Source organism: Streptomyces sp. CG 926 (assembly GCF_003148825.1).
In the GTDB taxonomy this organism is placed as follows: domain Bacteria; phylum Actinomycetota; class Actinomycetes; order Streptomycetales; family Streptomycetaceae; genus Streptomyces.
Genome location: NZ_QGGZ01000004.1, coordinates 312,548 through 329,469 on the forward strand (window position 1 = coordinate 312,548; position 16,922 = coordinate 329,469).

General features: G+C 72.3%; 13 protein-coding genes and 1 pseudogene. 9 read left to right on the forward strand and 5 right to left on the reverse strand.

The window, feature by feature from the left end; all coding sequences use genetic code 11:
• Nucleotides 1–64 precede the first annotated feature (64 nt).
• The gene (locus BCL76_RS13590; protein WP_109779728.1) at nucleotides 65–529 is read left to right on the forward strand and encodes a helix-turn-helix domain-containing protein; all 465 of its coding nucleotides are present in this window, start codon (nucleotides 65–67) and stop codon (nucleotides 527–529) included.
• A complete protein-coding gene (locus BCL76_RS13595; protein ID WP_109779729.1) occupies nucleotides 526–1,104 on the forward strand; it encodes a toxin in 579 nt (192 codons plus the stop codon). The genes BCL76_RS13590 and BCL76_RS13595 overlap by 4 nt, the downstream gene beginning before the upstream one ends.
• Nucleotides 1,105–1,114: 10 nt before the next feature.
• On the opposite strand, the gene BCL76_RS13600 is transcribed toward BCL76_RS13595, so the two are convergent.
• Entirely contained in the window at nucleotides 1,115–4,546 is a 3,432-nt protein-coding gene (locus tag BCL76_RS13600) for an aminotransferase class I/II-fold pyridoxal phosphate-dependent enzyme (protein WP_258309618.1), read from the reverse strand.
• Nucleotides 4,547–4,565: 19 nt separating this feature from the next.
• Nucleotides 4,566–5,516, reverse strand: coding sequence for an NAD-dependent epimerase/dehydratase family protein (locus BCL76_RS13605; protein ID WP_109779731.1), 951 nt, complete (start codon nucleotides 5,514–5,516; stop codon nucleotides 4,566–4,568).
• Nucleotides 5,517–5,607: 91 nt separating this feature from the next.
• On the opposite strand from BCL76_RS13605, the gene BCL76_RS13610 reads away from it, so the two are divergent.
• The 5 genes from BCL76_RS13610 to BCL76_RS13630 all read left to right on the forward strand — a co-directional run bounded on the left by BCL76_RS13610 (nucleotide 5,608) and on the right by BCL76_RS13630 (nucleotide 13,413).
• A complete protein-coding gene (locus BCL76_RS13610; protein WP_109779732.1) occupies nucleotides 5,608–6,567 on the forward strand; it encodes a cyclase family protein in 960 nt (319 codons plus the stop codon).
• A gap of 139 nt (nucleotides 6,568–6,706) precedes the next feature.
• Entirely contained in the window at nucleotides 6,707–9,487 is a 2,781-nt protein-coding gene (locus BCL76_RS13615) for a SpoIIE family protein phosphatase (protein ID WP_109779733.1), read from the forward strand.
• A 131-nt stretch (nucleotides 9,488–9,618) separates the two neighbouring features.
• Complete coding sequence (locus tag BCL76_RS13620; protein ID WP_109779734.1) at nucleotides 9,619–11,169, forward strand: sugar ABC transporter ATP-binding protein; 1,551 nt, start codon at nucleotides 9,619–9,621, stop codon at nucleotides 11,167–11,169.
• Nucleotides 11,166–12,218, forward strand: coding sequence for an ABC transporter permease (locus BCL76_RS13625; protein WP_258309619.1), 1,053 nt, complete (start codon nucleotides 11,166–11,168; stop codon nucleotides 12,216–12,218). The genes BCL76_RS13620 and BCL76_RS13625 overlap by 4 nt, the downstream gene beginning before the upstream one ends.
• A gap of 34 nt (nucleotides 12,219–12,252) precedes the next feature.
• Entirely contained in the window at nucleotides 12,253–13,413 is a 1,161-nt protein-coding gene (locus BCL76_RS13630) for a substrate-binding domain-containing protein (RefSeq protein ID WP_109779736.1), read from the forward strand.
• Between the two features lie 81 nt (nucleotides 13,414–13,494).
• On the opposite strand, the gene BCL76_RS13635 is transcribed toward BCL76_RS13630, so the two are convergent.
• Complete coding sequence (locus BCL76_RS13635) at nucleotides 13,495–14,232, reverse strand: NPP1 family protein (RefSeq protein WP_109779737.1); 738 nt, start codon at nucleotides 14,230–14,232, stop codon at nucleotides 13,495–13,497.
• A gap of 388 nt (nucleotides 14,233–14,620) precedes the next feature.
• Between BCL76_RS13635 and BCL76_RS13640 the strand changes: the two are divergent.
• A pseudogene (locus tag BCL76_RS13640) lies at nucleotides 14,621–14,776 on the forward strand (GNAT family N-acetyltransferase); the annotation flags it as partial.
• A 260-nt stretch (nucleotides 14,777–15,036) separates the two neighbouring features.
• Here the strand turns inward: BCL76_RS13640 and BCL76_RS13645 are convergent.
• Complete coding sequence (locus BCL76_RS13645; RefSeq protein WP_109779738.1) at nucleotides 15,037–15,900, reverse strand: SDR family NAD(P)-dependent oxidoreductase; 864 nt, start codon at nucleotides 15,898–15,900, stop codon at nucleotides 15,037–15,039.
• A gap of 86 nt (nucleotides 15,901–15,986) precedes the next feature.
• Here BCL76_RS13645 and BCL76_RS13650 point away from each other — a divergent pair, with 86 nt between their 5' ends.
• A complete protein-coding gene (locus BCL76_RS13650) occupies nucleotides 15,987–16,469 on the forward strand; it encodes a MarR family winged helix-turn-helix transcriptional regulator (RefSeq protein ID WP_109779739.1) in 483 nt (160 codons plus the stop codon).
• 35 nt (nucleotides 16,470–16,504) lie between these two features.
• Here the strand turns inward: BCL76_RS13650 and BCL76_RS13655 are convergent, their stop codons facing one another.
• Nucleotides 16,505–16,912 (reverse strand): DUF3224 domain-containing protein, encoded by a 408-nt coding sequence (locus BCL76_RS13655; RefSeq protein ID WP_109779740.1) that lies wholly within the window; start codon nucleotides 16,910–16,912, stop codon nucleotides 16,505–16,507.
• Nucleotides 16,913–16,922: the final 10 nt, after the last annotated feature.

A 16,922-nucleotide genomic window follows, 5' to 3' on the forward strand; every position in this document is an offset into this window, starting at 1 on the left:
TAATCTGTGAAACTGACGTATAGCTGAGAGCTATGCCGAGGAGGCGACGGGAGGATGGTTCACCATGACCGGGACCGAGAAGGACACCGAGAACGGCAGTGAGGAACGACCCCTGCTCGCGACGCGCCTCGACGACCTGTTCCGAACGGTCCGCCCCAAGGGCAAGCACTGGACCAACGCCGAGGTCGCGGACGAGCTGAAGCGGGTGAACCCCGAACTCAAGGTCGGCGGTGTGTACCTGTCGCAGCTGCGCACGGGGAAGCGCTCCAACCCCTCACCCGACCTGCTGTCCGCCCTGGCCAAGTTCTTCGGGGTCTCGGTCGCCTACTTCTTCGACGACAAGGTCGCCGAGTCCGTGCTCGGCGAGCTCGCCGCCATCGAGGCCCTGCGGCAGTCCGGCGTACGCGCCGTGGCGATGCGGGCGGCCGGGATGAAGAAGGAGAACCTCCAGGCCATCACGGCCATCATGGACCAGTACCGGCAGTTGCAGGGCCTGCCACCGGTCGCCGACCCCTCCGAGTCGGGATGAGGAGCGCGCGTAAGGAGCGGGCGGCCGATCACGAACGCCGCAGCCGGCTCAAGAAGCTCCGCAAGGCCGGCGCGCAGCGGATCGCCAAACTCGATCTGCCGACGGCGACCGACGTGGCCGAGCTGTGCCGCCACGTCGGCGAGGTGCGCGACCGTCCGATCACGTTGGTCCCGATGCAGATGCCCTCGTCGCATCCGTGCGGCATGTGGGTGGCCGCGCGCGACGAGGACCTCATCTTCTACGACGCCAACACCACCGGCGCGCATCAGGAGCACATCATCTTGCACGAGCTGGGCCACATCATCTGCTGCCATCGCGGGGCCGGTGGGCTGGACGAGGCGGCCGCGCGCCTCCTCTTCCCCAACCTCGACCCCCAACTCGTACGCGACATGCTCCTGCGCGCGACCTACGACGACGTCCAGGAGCAGGAGGCGGAGATCATCGCCTACCTCCTGTCCCAGCGCATCGGCGACCCCGAGCAGCGGCACGCCACGGCGCCGGCCGGGGACGAGGACGAGGACGGCAACCCCGCCAAGAGCGCCACGCTCAGCCGCATCGAACGCACCCTGATCTGAGATGGGTCACTTAGCGTCCGGCGGCCGCCACCTCTTCGGCCAGGATCGACACGGCCCGTCCGATGTCCTCCTCGCGGTGCTCGCTGGTGACGAAGAACCGCAGGCGCGACAGCCCCTCCTCCACGGCGGGGTGGAAGATCGGGTCCGCCACCACGCCCCGGGCGAACAGCCCGTCCGCGACGCGCAGGGTCCTCGTGGAGTCGCCGAGGATGCAGGGCACGATGGGGGTGTCGGCGCTGGAGCCCGTCGCCAGTCCGGCAGCGGTGGCGAGCCCGAGGAAGAGTGCGGAGTTGCGTCTGAGCGCACGTACCCGCTCCGGCTGTGCGGTGAGCAGCTCGGTGGCGGCCAGCGCCGCGGCCGCGTTGGCCGGTGTCAGGCCGACGCTGTAGACGAAGCCGGGGAGCGTGTGGCGCAGCCAGCGCACCATCCGGGCCGAGCCGCCGAGGTAACCGCCGCAGCTGGCGAAGGCCTTGGAGAGGGTGCCCATCCACAGGTCCACGTCGGACCGGTCGACACCGTAGAACTCGCCGACGCCCCGGCCGCGTTCGCCGACGGTACCGATGCTGTGGGCCTCGTCGATCATCAGCAGGGCGCCGTAGCGCTTCTTCAGCTCGATCACGGCGGGCAGGTCGACGAGGTCGCCGTCCATGCTGTAGGCGCCCTCGACGGCGATCAGTACGCGCCGGAACCGGGACCTGTTGAGCCGGAGCATGTGTTCCAGCTGCCCCATGTCGTTGTGGGCGAAGGGGCGTCGCGCCGCGCCGGACAGGGCGCAACCCTGGAGGATGCTGTCGTGGGCGAGCGCGTCGTGCACCACGAGGTCCTCGGGGCCGACGAGGTGCCCGATCGCGGTGACGTTGGTGGCGTGTCCGCTGACCAGTGCCAGGCAGTCGCCGACGCCGAGGAAGTCGGCCAGGGCCCGTTCCAGCCGTACGGTCAGGTCCCGTTCGCCGGAGAGGACGCGGCTGGCGGAGACCGAGGTGCCGTACCGGTCCACCGCCCGGTGCACGGCCTCGTCGACGGCCGGATGGCCGGAGAGTCCGAGGTAGTTGTAACTGCCGAAGGACAGCAGGGTGCGGCCGCCGATGACGGTCGTGTCGCGGATGTTGCCCTCGTGGACCCGGAAGTACGGGTTGTCCGCACCGCTGTCGCCGATCCGCGCGAGGCGCTGCTCGAACTCGCCGACTTCCGGGAACTCCTCGATGGCGGCCGTCCCGGCGTCCCAGGTGGTGCGCTCCTGTCGGCGGGCCGGTCCGGCGGGGGCCGGCATCGGCGCGCTGTCCGGGCCGGTGTCCGGGGGGGTGTCCGGGGTCGTGTGCGGATCGACGAGTTCGATCAGCCGGCCGACGGTGAGTTCGGGCGCGAACAGCTCCTCGGTCCGGAAGCCCGGTATCCGCTTGGCGATGTTGACTTCGAGCTCCTGCAACATCAGGGAGTCGAATCCGAGATCGGTCACCAGGGTCAGGTGTCCGCTCAACTCGGAGAGCGGGAAGACCCCGGTCCGCGAGACCTCTTCGAGCACGACGGACACGGCGGACGCGGAGGGCGCGGAGGGCGCGGAGGGTGCGACCACCTTGGCGGCCGTGGTCCGTACGCCGTCGGCGCGCGGCACGGCGGCTGCCTCGGGTATCGACTCGGCGGGATCCGGGACCTCGCGCGCCGAGTCGTCCACGACCCAGTGGCGGCGCGGGGACAGCGGGCTCGGTGGCAGGGTGCACGGGGGCGTCCGCACGGTCGCGGGCGGCCGGGGCACGGGGGCGGCCTCGGTGCGCTCCGCGTACCGCGCGTACCGCGCGAGCTCGTCCGTACGTCCGGCGGCGACCGCGGCGGCCGCCGCGGTCAGCTTGGCGGTGGCGTCGGCGACATCGCGCGCCACCACGGTGAGGTGGTGGGTGAGGGGCGTGCGGCGGGCCAGGGTGTCCGCCACGGCGGCCGCCGGGGGCCGGTCCTCGGCGATGGTGTCCGCGATGTCCTGTGCGTAGCGGGCCAGTCCGTCCCGGTCCCGGGCGCTGAGGGCCAGTACGTGCGGTCCGTGGTCCGACGTGGCGGGAGCCGCCGGGCCGGCCGGCGGCGTGCTGCACTCCTCCACCACCAGGTGGACACCGGTACCGCCGAAGCCGAAGGCGCTCACCCCTGCCCGGCGCGGTCCGGCGCGGTCCGGCCACGGTGTCGGGGTCGTCGCCACGGTCAGCCGGGCGGCGGCGAGCCCGGAGCGATCGGCCAGGTCGCACTGTGGCTGCGGGGGTATGACGCCCCGCTGCACGGCCAGGACCGATTTGACGAGCCCGGCGATCCCCGCGGAGTTCAGGGAGTGACCGACCACCGCCTTCACGGCGCCGAGGTAGGCGGGTTCGGGGCGCTCTCCCCGCAGTTCACGCAGGACACCGAGCTCGACGGGGTCCCCGACCGTGGTCCCGGTGCCGTGCGCCTCCAGGTAGCCCACCGCGTCCGGGGCCAGTCCCGCGTCCCGGTAAGCGCGGCGCAGCGTGCGGAGCTGACCGGCCGCCTGGGGATGCATACCGCCTTGCACGGTCCCGTCGTTGGCCGTTCCCACGCCGCGGATCACCGCGTAGACCCGGTCGCCCGCCGCCAGCGCGTCGGACAGGGGCCGCAGCACCAGGACCCCCGCGCCCTCGCCCAGGACGAAGCCGTCGGCCTGTGCGCCGAAGGGCAGGCAGCGGCCGCTGCGCGAGATGGCGCCGATCCGGCACAGCCCGACCAGCAGGTCGGGGGTGAGTATCAGTTGCGCGCCGCCCGCGAGGGCGATGCGGGAGCGGCCGGCGCGCAGGGCGTGCACGGCGTTGGCCACAGCCATGAGTCCGCCCGAGCAGGCCGAGTCCAGGGCGTAGCTCTCGCCGTGCAGGTCGAAGACGGAGCTGATGGTGTTGGGCCCCATGTTGAGCAGGAGCCCGGCCACGGAGGTGCCGTTGAGCCCGTCGACGGCCCGGACCGCGTCCTGCGGGCGGGGGTGGGCGAGCCGCGCCCCGAATTCGCCACCCGCGAGCTGACGCATCCGGATCCGCATGGTGCTGAGTTCGCGGTAGCCGCCCTCGGTGAGCGCGGTGATCACCGAGGTCTCCTCGCGGTCGAAGCCGTCGGCCTCCCACCCCGCGTCCTGGATGGCCTCGCGGGCGAGGTCGATCAGCAGCCGGGCCTGGGGGTCCATCGCCCGGGCCCGTCGCGGGGGAATGCCGTAGTGGGCAGCGTCGAAGTGGCCCACGTCCGGCAGCAGCGCCATGGTGTCCGTGTACGCCGCCGAGGTGTCACGGAGGTTGTCGCTCAGGAAGGCCGCGGTGCGCCAGCGCGAGTCCGGGATCGCACCGAACTGCGCCTGTGGGGCCGTCAGGAGCCTCCAGTACTCGTTGACATTGCGCGCTCCCGGGAATCGGCACGCCATCCCCACGACGGCGATCGGCTCTCGCCGTGGCCTGGGGTCCTCCATGTGATCCATCCCTGTCCTGTCACCCGTGTCGGTCGCCGGCCGCGAGTCGCTCGCGCCACCACGCGACGGTCTCCTTGACCTGCTCGTCGACGGGGGTGGACCGTACCGCGAACGCCGCTTCGTAGGCGCTCGAATTTACGACGAACGGACGGTCGAACTGGTACCGGATCTCCTTGAGTTCGCGGATCAGCGGGGAGAAGAGCGAGGCCACGCCGATCACCGCCCCCGGGAGCCCGCGCACGGCCACCGGTCCTGTTCCCGCCTGGGCGCCGAGGCGCCCGACCATCTCCCGTACGGACAGCGCCGGCTGGGTCGGGACGTGCCAGGCGCGCCCCCAGGCGCTCTCTTCGTCCGCGACCTCGACCAGGGTCCGGGCGACATCGGGGAGGTAGGTCCAGCTGTGCGGGGCGTCCGGGTCCCCCAGCGTGGTGACCGGCTTGCCGCGCAGCAGCGGCGGCACGACCCGTGCGGCCAGGTGGCCGCCGTCGGTGACGCCGGGTCCGAAGAAGTCCGAGGCGCGTACCTCGACGGCCTTGATCCGGCCCTGCTCGTGCAGTTCGCGCGCCTGCTCCCAGACCGCGGCGCGGACCCGCCCCTTGGTGGCGGTGGCCGCGAGCGGCAGTTCCTCGGTCATGGGGCCGTCCACCGGGCCGTAGCCGTAGAGGTTGCCCAGCATGACCAGTACGGCCCCGGTCGCCTCGGCCGTGGCGCAGAGCGACGAGGCCAGCGGGGGCCAGTCGCGGGCCCAGTGGTGGTAGGGCGGTGCGGCGCAGCTGTGGATCGCCGTCGCGCCCCGCGCGAGGTCGGTCAGGCTCCGGGTGTCCGTCGCGTCCAGCGCGACGTGTTCGATCCCTGGTTCCGGGCTTCGACCCGATCTGGTGACGACCCTTACGGTACGGCCCTGTTCGGCGAGGAGCCGGGCGGTGGCGGAGCCGGCGGGACCAAAACCTATGACGACATGAAAGCTCACGTGCGCACACTAGCGCGAGGGAACTGCGCTCCCGTCACCGGAGAACGTCTCCCGGCCAGCGCGGGAGCGCGGAGCGCCGGACACTGGGGAGATGAGCGGCAACCCCACCGATGCCCAGGTCGGCGCCCCCGCCAACGGGCCCGCCGTCTCCCGTGCGGAGTTCGACGCGCTGTTCGCGTCGGTCCGTACGTGGGGCCGGTGGGCGGCGGCCGATCGCGGGGCCTGGAACCGGGTGACGGCGGAACACGCGCGCGGGGCCACCGCCGCGGTCCGGGACGGGACGGTCGTCCCGCTGGGGCGGCCCTGGGACACCCGCCCCGGCCCGGACAACGCGAAGCCCGCCCTGCACTACATGTCCGACCTCGGCGACGTGCAGGCTCCGGAACCCTCCGTCCACAAGGACTTCATCGGCGCGGACTATCACGGCAAGAGCGTGACGCACCTCGACGCACTGTCACACGTCGCCTACCGGGGGCGACTGTACGACGGGCACGCGGCGGCTGAGTCCGTCGGCGCGGCGGGGGCCCGCTTCGGTGCGGTGGCGGCGCTCGGCCCCCTGGTCACGCGGGGCGTCCTGGTCGACCTGCCCGCCGCCCTCGGGGTCGAATGGCTCGAACCGGGTCGTGCGGTGCACGCGCGGGAGCTCCTCGCCGCGGAGGAGGCACTCGGGGTGACCGTCGGGGACGGCGACGCGGTGCTGCTGCGCACCGGGGCCTTGCGCCGGCGCCGGGAGCTCGGCCCGTGGAATCCCGACGAGGCGAGCGCGGGCTGGCACGTGCGCGCCGTGCCGCTACTGGCCGAGCGCGCCGTCGCGCTGCTGGGCGCCGACGGGGACAGCGACGTACGGCCTTCGCCGGTCGAGGGGCTGCACTCCCCCGTCCACACGCTCGCCGTGACGGCGATGGGCGTGCCCCTGCTGGACAACCTCGATCTCGAACCGCTCGCGGTCGCGTGCGCCGCGGCGGGCCGATACGCGTTCCTGCTCGTCGTGGCACCGCTGAACGTGCCCGGCGGGACGGGTTCACCCGTCAATCCGGTCGCGGTCCTGTGACGGCCGGGCGCCGGTGACCGTCAGGCCCGCCGGTGACGCCGGGCCCGCTGATCGCTTCGCTCGCACAGCTCATTGCCGAAATGTGAGGAATATACTCAAATCTGGTGACCGAGGGCGCGCCGGTGAGGAAGTGATGCACATGGGGGTCGTCGGAGACCGCATCGGCCCCGTGCGCTTCCGTGACCGATTCCTGCAGGGCGAGTCGGTCGAGGGGAGCGTGAGAAGTCCGATCCTGAGTTCGTGGCAGCGCAGCCGTCTGCTGGGACTGTCACCGGACCAGTCGGAGCTCCCCTTCGAGCAGGACGTCGACCTGGAGGCACCGCTGCTGCGCGCCGCCGAGCCGGTGCTCGACCGACTCCAGGCCATCTTCGCGGGAAGCCGGACGAACATCTGCCTCGCCGACGGTCACGGCATGGTGCTCGCACGCCGCTTCGGTGAGAAATCCATGGTCAGGCATCTCGCCCCGATCCAGATCCTCCCCGGGTTCGTGTTCGCCGAGCGGGTCGCCGGGACGAACGGCATCGGCCTCAGCCTCGCGGAGCGGCGGCTCTGCCAGGTCTACGGCGCCGAGCACTTCGCCGAGCGGTCCCAGGCGAGCGCCTGCACCGCGATCCCGCTGCGCGACCAGCTCAGCGGGCACATCCAGGGCGTCCTGTGCCTCGGCTATCCCTACACCGACGCGGACCCGGCACTGATCCCCGTGGTGCGCAAGGCCGCGGAAGCCATCGAGCGACGGCTGATGGACCAGAGTTCGGCGCGCGAGCACGGTCTGCTGCAGGCCTACCTCGATGCCGCGCACCTGGCCCGGAGCAACGAGCACGGCCTCGACGGGCACCCGGTCGCGATGGCCGACTTCCTCCAGAGCGAGCTGGAACAGAGCGACCAGGCGAGCCTCAAGGAGAAGGCCACCGAGCTGATGTCCGGGGACCGGCGGGCCGCCGCCGAGGTGCCCCTGTCCCGCGGCCGATGGGTCACCCTGGTCAGCCGCCCCGTCACGAGCGCCGCCGGGGTGGAGGGGGTCGTCGTCGAGGCACTGTTGCCCGAGGACACCGAGCGGCACGCGCCCGCCCCCACCCACCCGCACGCCCCCGCCGCGGTACCCCCCGCGTTCCGGCCCCACGTCGCCCCCGGCCCGAGTCCGGCGACGGTCCGCGCACGCGGCGCACCGCCCGCCGACGACCCCGCCCGGGACGGCCGGGTCAGGGGGCTGGTGCTGGTCGGCGAGCCCGAGGTGGGCAAGTACGCCGTCGCGGCCCGCCGGCGCCTGGAGTTGCTGGCCGAGGCCAGCAACCGCATCGGCACCACGCTGGACGTGAGCCGCACCGCCTGGGAGCTCGCCGAGACGGCCGTCCCGAGGTTGGCCGATTTCATCACCATCGACATGCCGGGGGGCGTCCTGCTCGGGGAGGAGTCCCCCCACCCCACCACCGAGATGCACCGCACGGTGGTCCACGGCATTCGCGAGGACTGCCCCTTCTATCCGGTCGGCTCGCAGGTCAGCCTGCGGCCCACCACGCCGCACATGCGCTGCGTGGCCACCGGACAGCCGGTGCTCGAACAGGACCTGAAGGGCGCCTTCGGCTGGATCGCCCAGGATCCCGAGCACGCCGAACTGCTCCTGGCGCACAACATCCACTCCCTCATCACGGTCCCGCTGCTCGCCCGCGGCACCGTCCTCGGCGTCGTGAGCTTCTACCGCTCGCAGGACCCCTCCCCCTACGGGGACGACGACCGCTCGCTGGCCCAGGAACTCGCCGCCCGCGCCGCCCTCTGCATCGACAACGCGCGCCGCTACACCCGCGAGCACACCCTCGCCCTCTCGCTGCAGCGCAGCCTGCTCCCCCGCGGGCTCCCCGAGCAGAGCGCCGTCGAGGTCGCCCACCGCTATCTGCCCGCCGAGTCGGGGGTGGGCGGCGACTGGTTCGACGTCATCCCCCTGTCCGGGGCCCGGGTCGCCCTGCTCGTCGGCGACGTTGTCGGCCACGGACTGCACGCCGCCGCCACCATGGGCCGGCTGCGCACCGCCGCCCGCAACTTCGCCGAGCTGGAGCTGGCCCCGGACGAGCTCCTGACCCACCTGGACAACCTGATGGTGCGCCTGGACCGGGAGGAGGGCGGGGACGGTCCCGACGCCGGCAGCACCGGCATCGTCGGCGCCACCTGCCTGTACGCCATCTACGACCCCACCTCCCAGCAGTGCACGATGGCCCGCGCCGGCCACCCGCCACCCGCGCTGGTCCGGCCCGACGGCGCCGTGTCCCTGCTCGACCTGCCCGCCGGTCCCCCGCTCGGCCTCGGCGGCCTGCCCTTCGAGTCGGTCGAGGTCCGCCTCCCCGAGCACAGCCAGCTCGTCCTCTACACCGACGGGCTCATCGACGACCGCCACCGCGACGTCGACGTGGCCCTCGACGCCCTGAACCGGGCACTGGCCCACCCGGACCGGACCCCCGAGGAAACCTGCCAGGCCGTCCTGGACGCCGTGGCACCCGAGCACCCCGACGACGACATCGCGCTGCTCGTCGCCCGCACCCACGCCGTTCCCACGGACCGGATCGCCGCGTGGGAGCTCGACGCCGATCCGGCCCGCGTCTCGGAGGTCCGCGCCGCCTGTGTGGAGCAGCTGAACCGGTGGGGGCTGGAGGAGTCCACCTTCGCCACGGAACTGCTGCTCAGCGAACTGGTCACGAACGCCGTCCGGTACGGGACCGCACCCATCCGGGTGCGCCTGATCCACGACCGCAACCTGATCTGCGAGGTGCACGACGCCAGCAGCAGCGCCCCGCGTATGCGCCGGTCGGCGACCACCGACGAGGGCGGCCGCGGCCTGTTCCTCGTCGCACAGCTCGCCCAGTCCTGGGGCACCCGCTACACCACCGGCGGCAAGGTGATCTGGGCCGAGTGCAGCCTGGCCGCGGCATGACCCCCGAACCCCCTGCCGTTCGCCCATCGGGGTCAGGCCGCGCGGCGATATGCCGCGAATGCAGCGCTTCGTCCCCGTAGAGTGCCTCGTACCGTCGGGAAGAACTCGGAGGCCGACCCCCGGAGAAGTCTGTGCATGACGCTCCCGACACCTGGGCGGGTCCCCCCTCGCACTCCGGTGCCGCACCGCTCGTCCGCGTGCGCGACCTGAGCAAGTGGTTCGGTGGCACGCTCGCGCTCGACTCGGTCGACCTCGACCTCCACCGCGGCAGCGTCCTGGCCCTGCTCGGCCCCAACGGAGCCGGGAAGTCCACCCTGATCAAGGTGCTCGCCGGGGTCCACCGGGCCGACGCGGGTGCGGTGACCGTGGCCGGCCATCCCCTCGGCAGCCACGCCGCGACCCGGAACATGTCCTTCATCCACCAGGACCTCGGCCTCGTCCCGTGGATGACGGTGGCCGAGAACGTCGCCCTGGGCACCGGCTACCGCCGCCGCCACGGACTGATCTCCTGGCGGCGGACCCGGGAGCGCTGCGACGAGGCCCTGCGGATCGTCGCCGGGCACCTGGACGCCGACGCCCCGATCGCCCGCCTCGGCCCCGCCGAGCGCTCGCTCGTCGCCATCGCCCGCGCCCTCGCCACCCGTGCCGAGCTCATCGTGCTCGACGAGCCGACCGCCACCCTCCCGGCAGCCGACTGCGCGCGGCTCTTCGACGTGCTCCACACCCTGCGCGACCACGGCCACGGCATCCTCTACGTCAGCCACCGGCTCGACGAGGTCTACCAGGTGGCCGACGCCTTCGCCGTGCTGCGGGACGGCCGACTGGTCGACCGGGGCCCGCTCGCCGGTCACAGCCCGGACCGGCTGGTGCGCGCGATCGTGGGCCACGCACCGGCCGGACGGACACCCGGCACGCCCCCGGCCGCCGGCGCACCCCTGCTGAGCCTCGACCGGGTGCGGACCGCGGCCTCCGGAGAGGTCGGCCTGGACCTGCGCGCCGGTGAGATCCTCGGCATGGTGGGCCTGACCGGCGCCGGCCACATGGAGCTGGGCCGCGCCCTCGTCGGTGCCCGGCCGATCCTCGGCGGGCGCATCCTCCTCGACGGCCGGCCGTACCACCCGCGTACGGTCCACTCCGCGCTCGCCTCCGGCGTCGGCTTCGTCGCGGCCAACCGCCAGGAGGAGGGCTGCGCCGCCGACCTGACCGTACGGGAGAACTTCCTGGCCGACCCCCGCGCGGCCGGCGCCCCGGCGGTGCACTGGATCAGCCCCCGGCGCGAGCGCGCCGAGGCCACCGCCCTGATCGACCGGTTCTCGGTGCACCCCCGCGACAGCGAGGTGCCGATCGCCACCCTGTCCGGCGGCAACCAGCAGAAGGTCATGGTCGGCCGGTGGCTCCGGGGACACCTGCGCCTGCTCGTCCTGGAGGAGCCGACCGCCGGGGTGGACGTCGGGGCCAAGGCCACCATCCACCGGCTGCTCGACGAGGCCCTGGCCTCGGGCCTGGCGGTCCTGCTCATCTCCACCGATTTCGAAGAGGTCGCCGACGTGTGCCATCGCGCCCTGGTGTTCGTCCGCGGCGAGGTGAGCGCCGAGCTGAGCGGTGCGGCGCTCACGGTCGCCGAACTGACCCGGACCGCCTCGGCCATGTCCGCGATCACCGGACCCACGGCGGACCGATGACCATGCCCCCTTCGCCCTCGCCCTCGTCGCCCCCGGCGCCTTCGTCGCCGCCGTCGCCCCCGTCTCCGCGCCGATCGCTGTCGGACCACCTTCGGGGACACCACATCGGCACCTACGGCCTGCTGGGCCTGGCCGTCCTGCTCTTCCTGGTCTTCTCCCTCGTCCTGCCGGACACCTTCCCCACCCGGGACAACGTCTCCTCGATCCTGTCCAACCAGTCGATCCCGGCCATCCTGGCCCTCGGCGCGACCATCCCCATCGCCACCGGCAAGTTCGACCTGTCCATGGGCTACGGCCTCGGTCTGGCCCATGTGATGGTGTTGCGGCTCATCATCGACACGGGCTGGCCCTGGCCGCTCGCCTGCCTCACCGTGATCCTCGGCGGGGCGCTGGTCGGCGTCCTCAACGGCGTCATCGTCGAGTACGTGCGGATCGACTCCTTCATCGCCACGCTCGGCACCGGCAGCATGATGTACGCCGTCACCGGCTGGATCACCGACGGCTCCCGCATCGTCCCCGGCCCGGAGGGCCTGCCCGCCGCCTTCACCGGCCTCTACGACTCCCGCTTCCTCGGGCTGCCGCTGCCCGCCTACTACGTCCTGGCCCTCGCGGCCGCGCTCTGGGTGGTCCTGGAACGGCTGCCGCTCGGCCGGTACATGTACGTCATCGGCTCCAGCCGGCGCACCGCCGACATCATCGGCATCCCCAGCCACCGGTACTCCGTCTACGCCTTCGCCGGATCGGGCCTGGTCACCGGCCTCGCCGGGGTCCTCCTCGCCGCCCAGCAGCAGACCGGCAACCCGAGTGTCGGGCTGGACTACCTGCTGCCCGCCTTCGTCGGCGCCCTGCTCGGGTCCACCACGATCAGACCCGGCCGCGTCAACGCCCTCGGCACCGTCGTCGCCGTCGCCGTCCTCGCCATCGGCCTCGCCGGCATCGGCCAGCTCGGCGCCGACTTCTGGGCCACCCCGCTGTTCAACGGCGCCACCCTGCTCATCGCCGTCGGCCTGGCCGGCTACTCCGCCCGCCGCCGACTGCGCACCCCGTAGAAGAAGTTCGTACGCGCACCGCGTCAGGAGCACCGTGTACCCGAAGGACTCGCACCCCCGCCCGCACCGCAGGACCCCGCTCACGACCGCGGCCCTCCTGGCAGCGGGCGCCGCCCTCCTCGCCGGCTGCGGGAGCGACGGCCCCTCCACCGGCGCGGCGCCGCCCAAGGCCGGTTGCCCCGCCGCCCTCGCGCGTGCCGGGGCGGCCGTAGCACGGGCCGAGCACCCCGACCCCGCGTGGCACGGCCCCACCACCGGCCCCGCGGCCGTCCCCGGCAAGTCGATCGTCTATGTCGCGCAGACCATGACCAACCCCGGTGTCGCGGGCGTCGCGCAGGGCCTGGAGGAGGGCGCGAAGGCCATCGGCTGGCAGCTCCGTGTCATCGACGGGGACGGCACCCCGGCCGGGATCCAGGCGGCGCTCAGCCAGGCCATCACGCTGCGGCCCTCGGGCATCGTCATCGGCGGCTTCGATCCCCAGCTGACCTCGCAGCAGATGGCGCGGGCCGAAGCGGCCCACATCCCGGTGATCGGCTGGCACGCGGTGGGCACCCCGGGCCCGAGCGAGAGACCCAAGCTGTTCACCAACGTCACCACCAAGGTGGAGGACGTGGCGAGGATCAGCGCGGACTGGATCATCGCCCGGTCCGCGGGCGATGCCGGGGTCGTCCTCTTCACCGACGACTCGATCCCGTTCGCGAAGAACAAGGCCGAGCTGATCCGCGAGCGGCTCGCCACCTGTTCCGGTGTACGGCTGCTGAGTTACGAGAACATCCCCATCCCCGACGCCGCGAGCCGTACCGCACAGGCGGTCTCCTCGTTGCTCGCGCGCTTCCAGGGCGAGTGGACGTACTCCGCCGCCATCAACGACCTGTACTTCGCGGACGCGGCCCCGGCCCTGCGGGCGGCGGGCAAGCCGGGCTCCGGGCCACCCATGAACATCGGCGCGGGCGACGGCGACCCCTCCGCCTTCCAGCGGATCAACAGCAAGCAGTTCCAGGCCGCCACCGTGCCCGAGCCGCTGAACCAGCAGGGCTGGCAGATCGTCGACGAGTTCAACCGTGCCTTCGCCGGCCGGCCGGCCAGCGGCTACGTGGCTCCGGTGCACATCGCCACGGCCGACAACAGCGACGGCGCCACGTCCTGGGACCCGTCCGGATATCGCGAGGGGTACCGCAGGATCTGGGCGGGCTGACGGCAGGGGGCGCCACGGGTACCGGTCCCGCCGAATGCGGGGCCGGTGTCCGTGGCCGTGCCGGGTGCCCGGCGCCGGGCGCTACTGGTACGGGTCGAAGGGGATGCCGGCCGGTTTCGCCTCCGCCAGGTGGGAGGCGAAGGAGTCGTCCCTCAGGCCGAAGTGCGCGCTGCCGAAATCGGCCTGGGTGAGCTTGTCGCGCACGGTCGCCGGGTAGCCCGACCACCCCACGAGCGTGGGGAACTGCCAGGTGCCGCGGTGGTTCTCGGGCGGCTCGTCGTTGGTGTTCGCGGCGCGGAAGCAGTGCGTGCCGATGCCGTCCTTGTGGTAGACGATCTTGGGGTGGGTGCCGTCCCAGCGGATCTGGTCGCGAGCGTGGATGTTGAAGTCCCCGTGGGCCGAGGTCGCGACGTACTTGGCCTCGTTGCCCTGGATCCACACGACCACGTGCTCCCAGTCGTGACGGTGGCCGCCGAGCTCGATGCCGGGCAGGGCCTGGTCCTTCTCGAAGTACAGCGCGTAGATGACGGCGCACCAGCCGTTGTTGCACTTCCAGCGGGAGTAGCCGTTGGTGTTGGCGAGGTCCGAGGCGTCCCGGCAGCTGCCGTTGAGAGCGCCGGTGGGCTTCAGCCCGCCGTTCAGGACTCCGCTCGCGCTGATGGCGGGTGTCGGGTAACAGCCGTCGGTGTCGTAGTCGTAGGCGGGCTGGTAGGTCGACTCGATCGCTTCGGCCTTACCGGGGAGCGCCGGGGGCGGCGCCGCGAAGGCCACCTGGGGAACGGCGACGACCACCGCGAGGGCGGCACCGACGACCACCATCGATCGCCGGATATGACGGTTCGTCCGCAAAACGGGCCTCCTGGCCGACCGGGTGCGAGGGTGGCGGACGCATCGCGACGGAACACCGTCGACCGACACGCCGCGAGCATCATTCGCGAACCGGGGCGGCACGGCAAGAGGCCGGGCAGACTCCGTGCCTTGCGTACCGAAGGACCGGAAAGCCCTTGTACACAACAGAAATTGATGGAATGTCAGGGCGGGGCGGGACGTCTTCCTCGACCGACGCGGGCCCTGACGACGGAACACCGCGCAGGACGAGCCCGCCCTGGGGGCGAGCTCTCGGGGGGCGGTGGGGGCCGGATACCGCGTCCCGCCGCGGCGACGGACACCGAAGTGATCGCGGAGCTGCGGGCCACGGTCATGCGTACGGACGGACGCGCAAGGAGTGGCGGTGGGTTTGCACGTCTTGCAGGGCAGTGCGGCCCGTCGGCTCTACGAGCGCCACGGATTCGCGGTGGAAGCACAGGGCCCGATCGACATCGTCATGGTGCGCCCGCCCGGGCGCACCGATGCGCGTACCTGATCCTGCCGTAGCGCGTCGGTCGCGGCCGGCCGGCCTTCAGGCGGGGATCACCCGAGGACGTTCATCAGGATGATGGCCAGGAGGTCCAGGAGGATGACGGCGATGACGGTGCCGATCATGAACCAGGCCTTGCGTGATTCGTCCATGCCCGCAGGTCACCTCCCGACCGGGGCGGCCGCCGCGCGGCCCGGGGGCCGCGCGAGGGACTCGTCCGCCTCAGGCCATCATGACCCGATTCCGGGCGGGCCGCTCGCGGCGGATCAGGCGACCCAGGCTCCGGTCATGCCGACGACCGCCGAGCCGTCCTGGTCGACCAGCTTGTTCCCCGTGAAGTCACGGGCCCACTGGGAGGTCTGGATACGGAAGGCGGGGCGATCGACCGTGAGCGCCTCCATGACGGACTCGGCCGCTCCGGCCGGGGTCTGCGCGCCGTTCAGGAACTGGCCGACGGTGCGCTCGACGTAGTGGCGCAGGGCGTCGGAGTACGGGCCGGCGGCGGCGATCCGGGCTTCGAGGTCGAGGCCGATGTTGTTCACGAACTCCGTCGCGACGGCGCCGGGCTCGATGACGGAGACGCTCACACCGACGGCGCCCGCGACGGGGGCCAGGCTCTCCATGTATCCCTCCACGGCGAACTTCGCGGCGCAGTAGGCCTCGTTGAAGGGCTGACCGATGACGCCGCCGACACTGGTGACCGTGATCAGCCGGCCGCCGGTGGCGCGCAGGTGCGGCAGCGCGGCCTTGGAGACGTTCAGTACACCGAAGAAGTTGACTTCCATGACCTCGCGGACGTCCGCGACGGATTCGAGCTCCAGGGTGCCCACGTGGCCGGCGCCGGCGTTGTTGACGACGGCGTCCAGTCGGCCGTAGTCGGCGATGACGCCTTCCACGGCGGCGGCGACGGAGGCCTCGTCGACGACGTCGAGCTGTCGGATGTCGATCTCGACGCCCGCCTCGACGGCGGCCTTGCGCAGGGCGTCGGCGCGGCCGGTGTCGCGCAGGGTGGCGACCGTACGCCAGCCCGCCCCGGCGGCGGCGATCGCGGCGGCGAGGCCGATACCGGAGGAAGTGCCGGTGATCAGAACGGTGCGGGTGGAGGCGGTGGAGGCGGAGGTGGTCGACATGGCGGGGCCTTTCATGGGGGGATTTATGTGCGTGCACACACACTATAAAATTATGTGCGTGCGCACGCAAGCTCTAGACTGCCGACATGCCGAAGAAGCTCACCGAAGCCGAGATGCCGGCGGCCGACTACGCCTTCTACGGGCTGGTGTGGGCCGGAACGGTCATGACCGATCGCGTCGACCGGGCCCTGGTCAAGTCCCACGACCTCCCCGTGTCCTGGTTCGAGGTCATGCTGTGGCTGGCCTCCAGCCCCGAGCCGGTGCCCGCTTCCGTACTCGGCAACAGCACCCTGCTCAGCCGCAGCCAGGTCTCCCGCGTCGTGGACGCCCTGCAGGCCAGGGGCCTGGTGACCCGCACGCCCTCGGCGCGCGACGCCCGGTCGGTCGAGGTCTCCCTCACGGAGGCGGGACGCACCGTGTTCGCCGAGGCCGACACCACCCGGCGCGAAGCCCTGGCCCCCGTCTTCACCGAGCTCCTCGACGAGCGGGACCTGGAGGCGTTGGGCACCGTGTGGCGCAAGCTCAAGGCCGCGAAGGCGGCGCAGGCCGAGCAGGAGCGCACCAGGTAGTCCGGCATGCGCTCCGGCGTCGCCGCGCGCCACGCTCAGCCGAGCTGGTAGTCGAACCAGATCCGATGGGTGCCGTCGGCATCGACCGCCATGCCCCCGGCACCCGAGATTCCCGCCAGTGCGCCGATCCCGCTGGACGGCACGATGGTGAAGAACTCCGCGGTGCGATCGCTGCCGGACGTGGTCGCCGAGTGCACGAAGTTGAAGGCCCCGTCCAGGCCGTGCAGTGAGCCTTCGAAGGACTCCATGGCGACATAGGTGCCGACGCCGGTCCCTTGGTCGAACGCGGCGGTGAACAGGGTCGCCGCGCGGCCGACGATCTCACCCTCGAACGACTTCTCCATGGTCGCGACGCCCACGGGGAGCCCGGTGGGGACGGCGGGTTCCGGCTTCAGCTCGGTCGGGACGAACGCTTTGACGGTGAACGTTCCAGTAGCCCTCATGGACCGACCG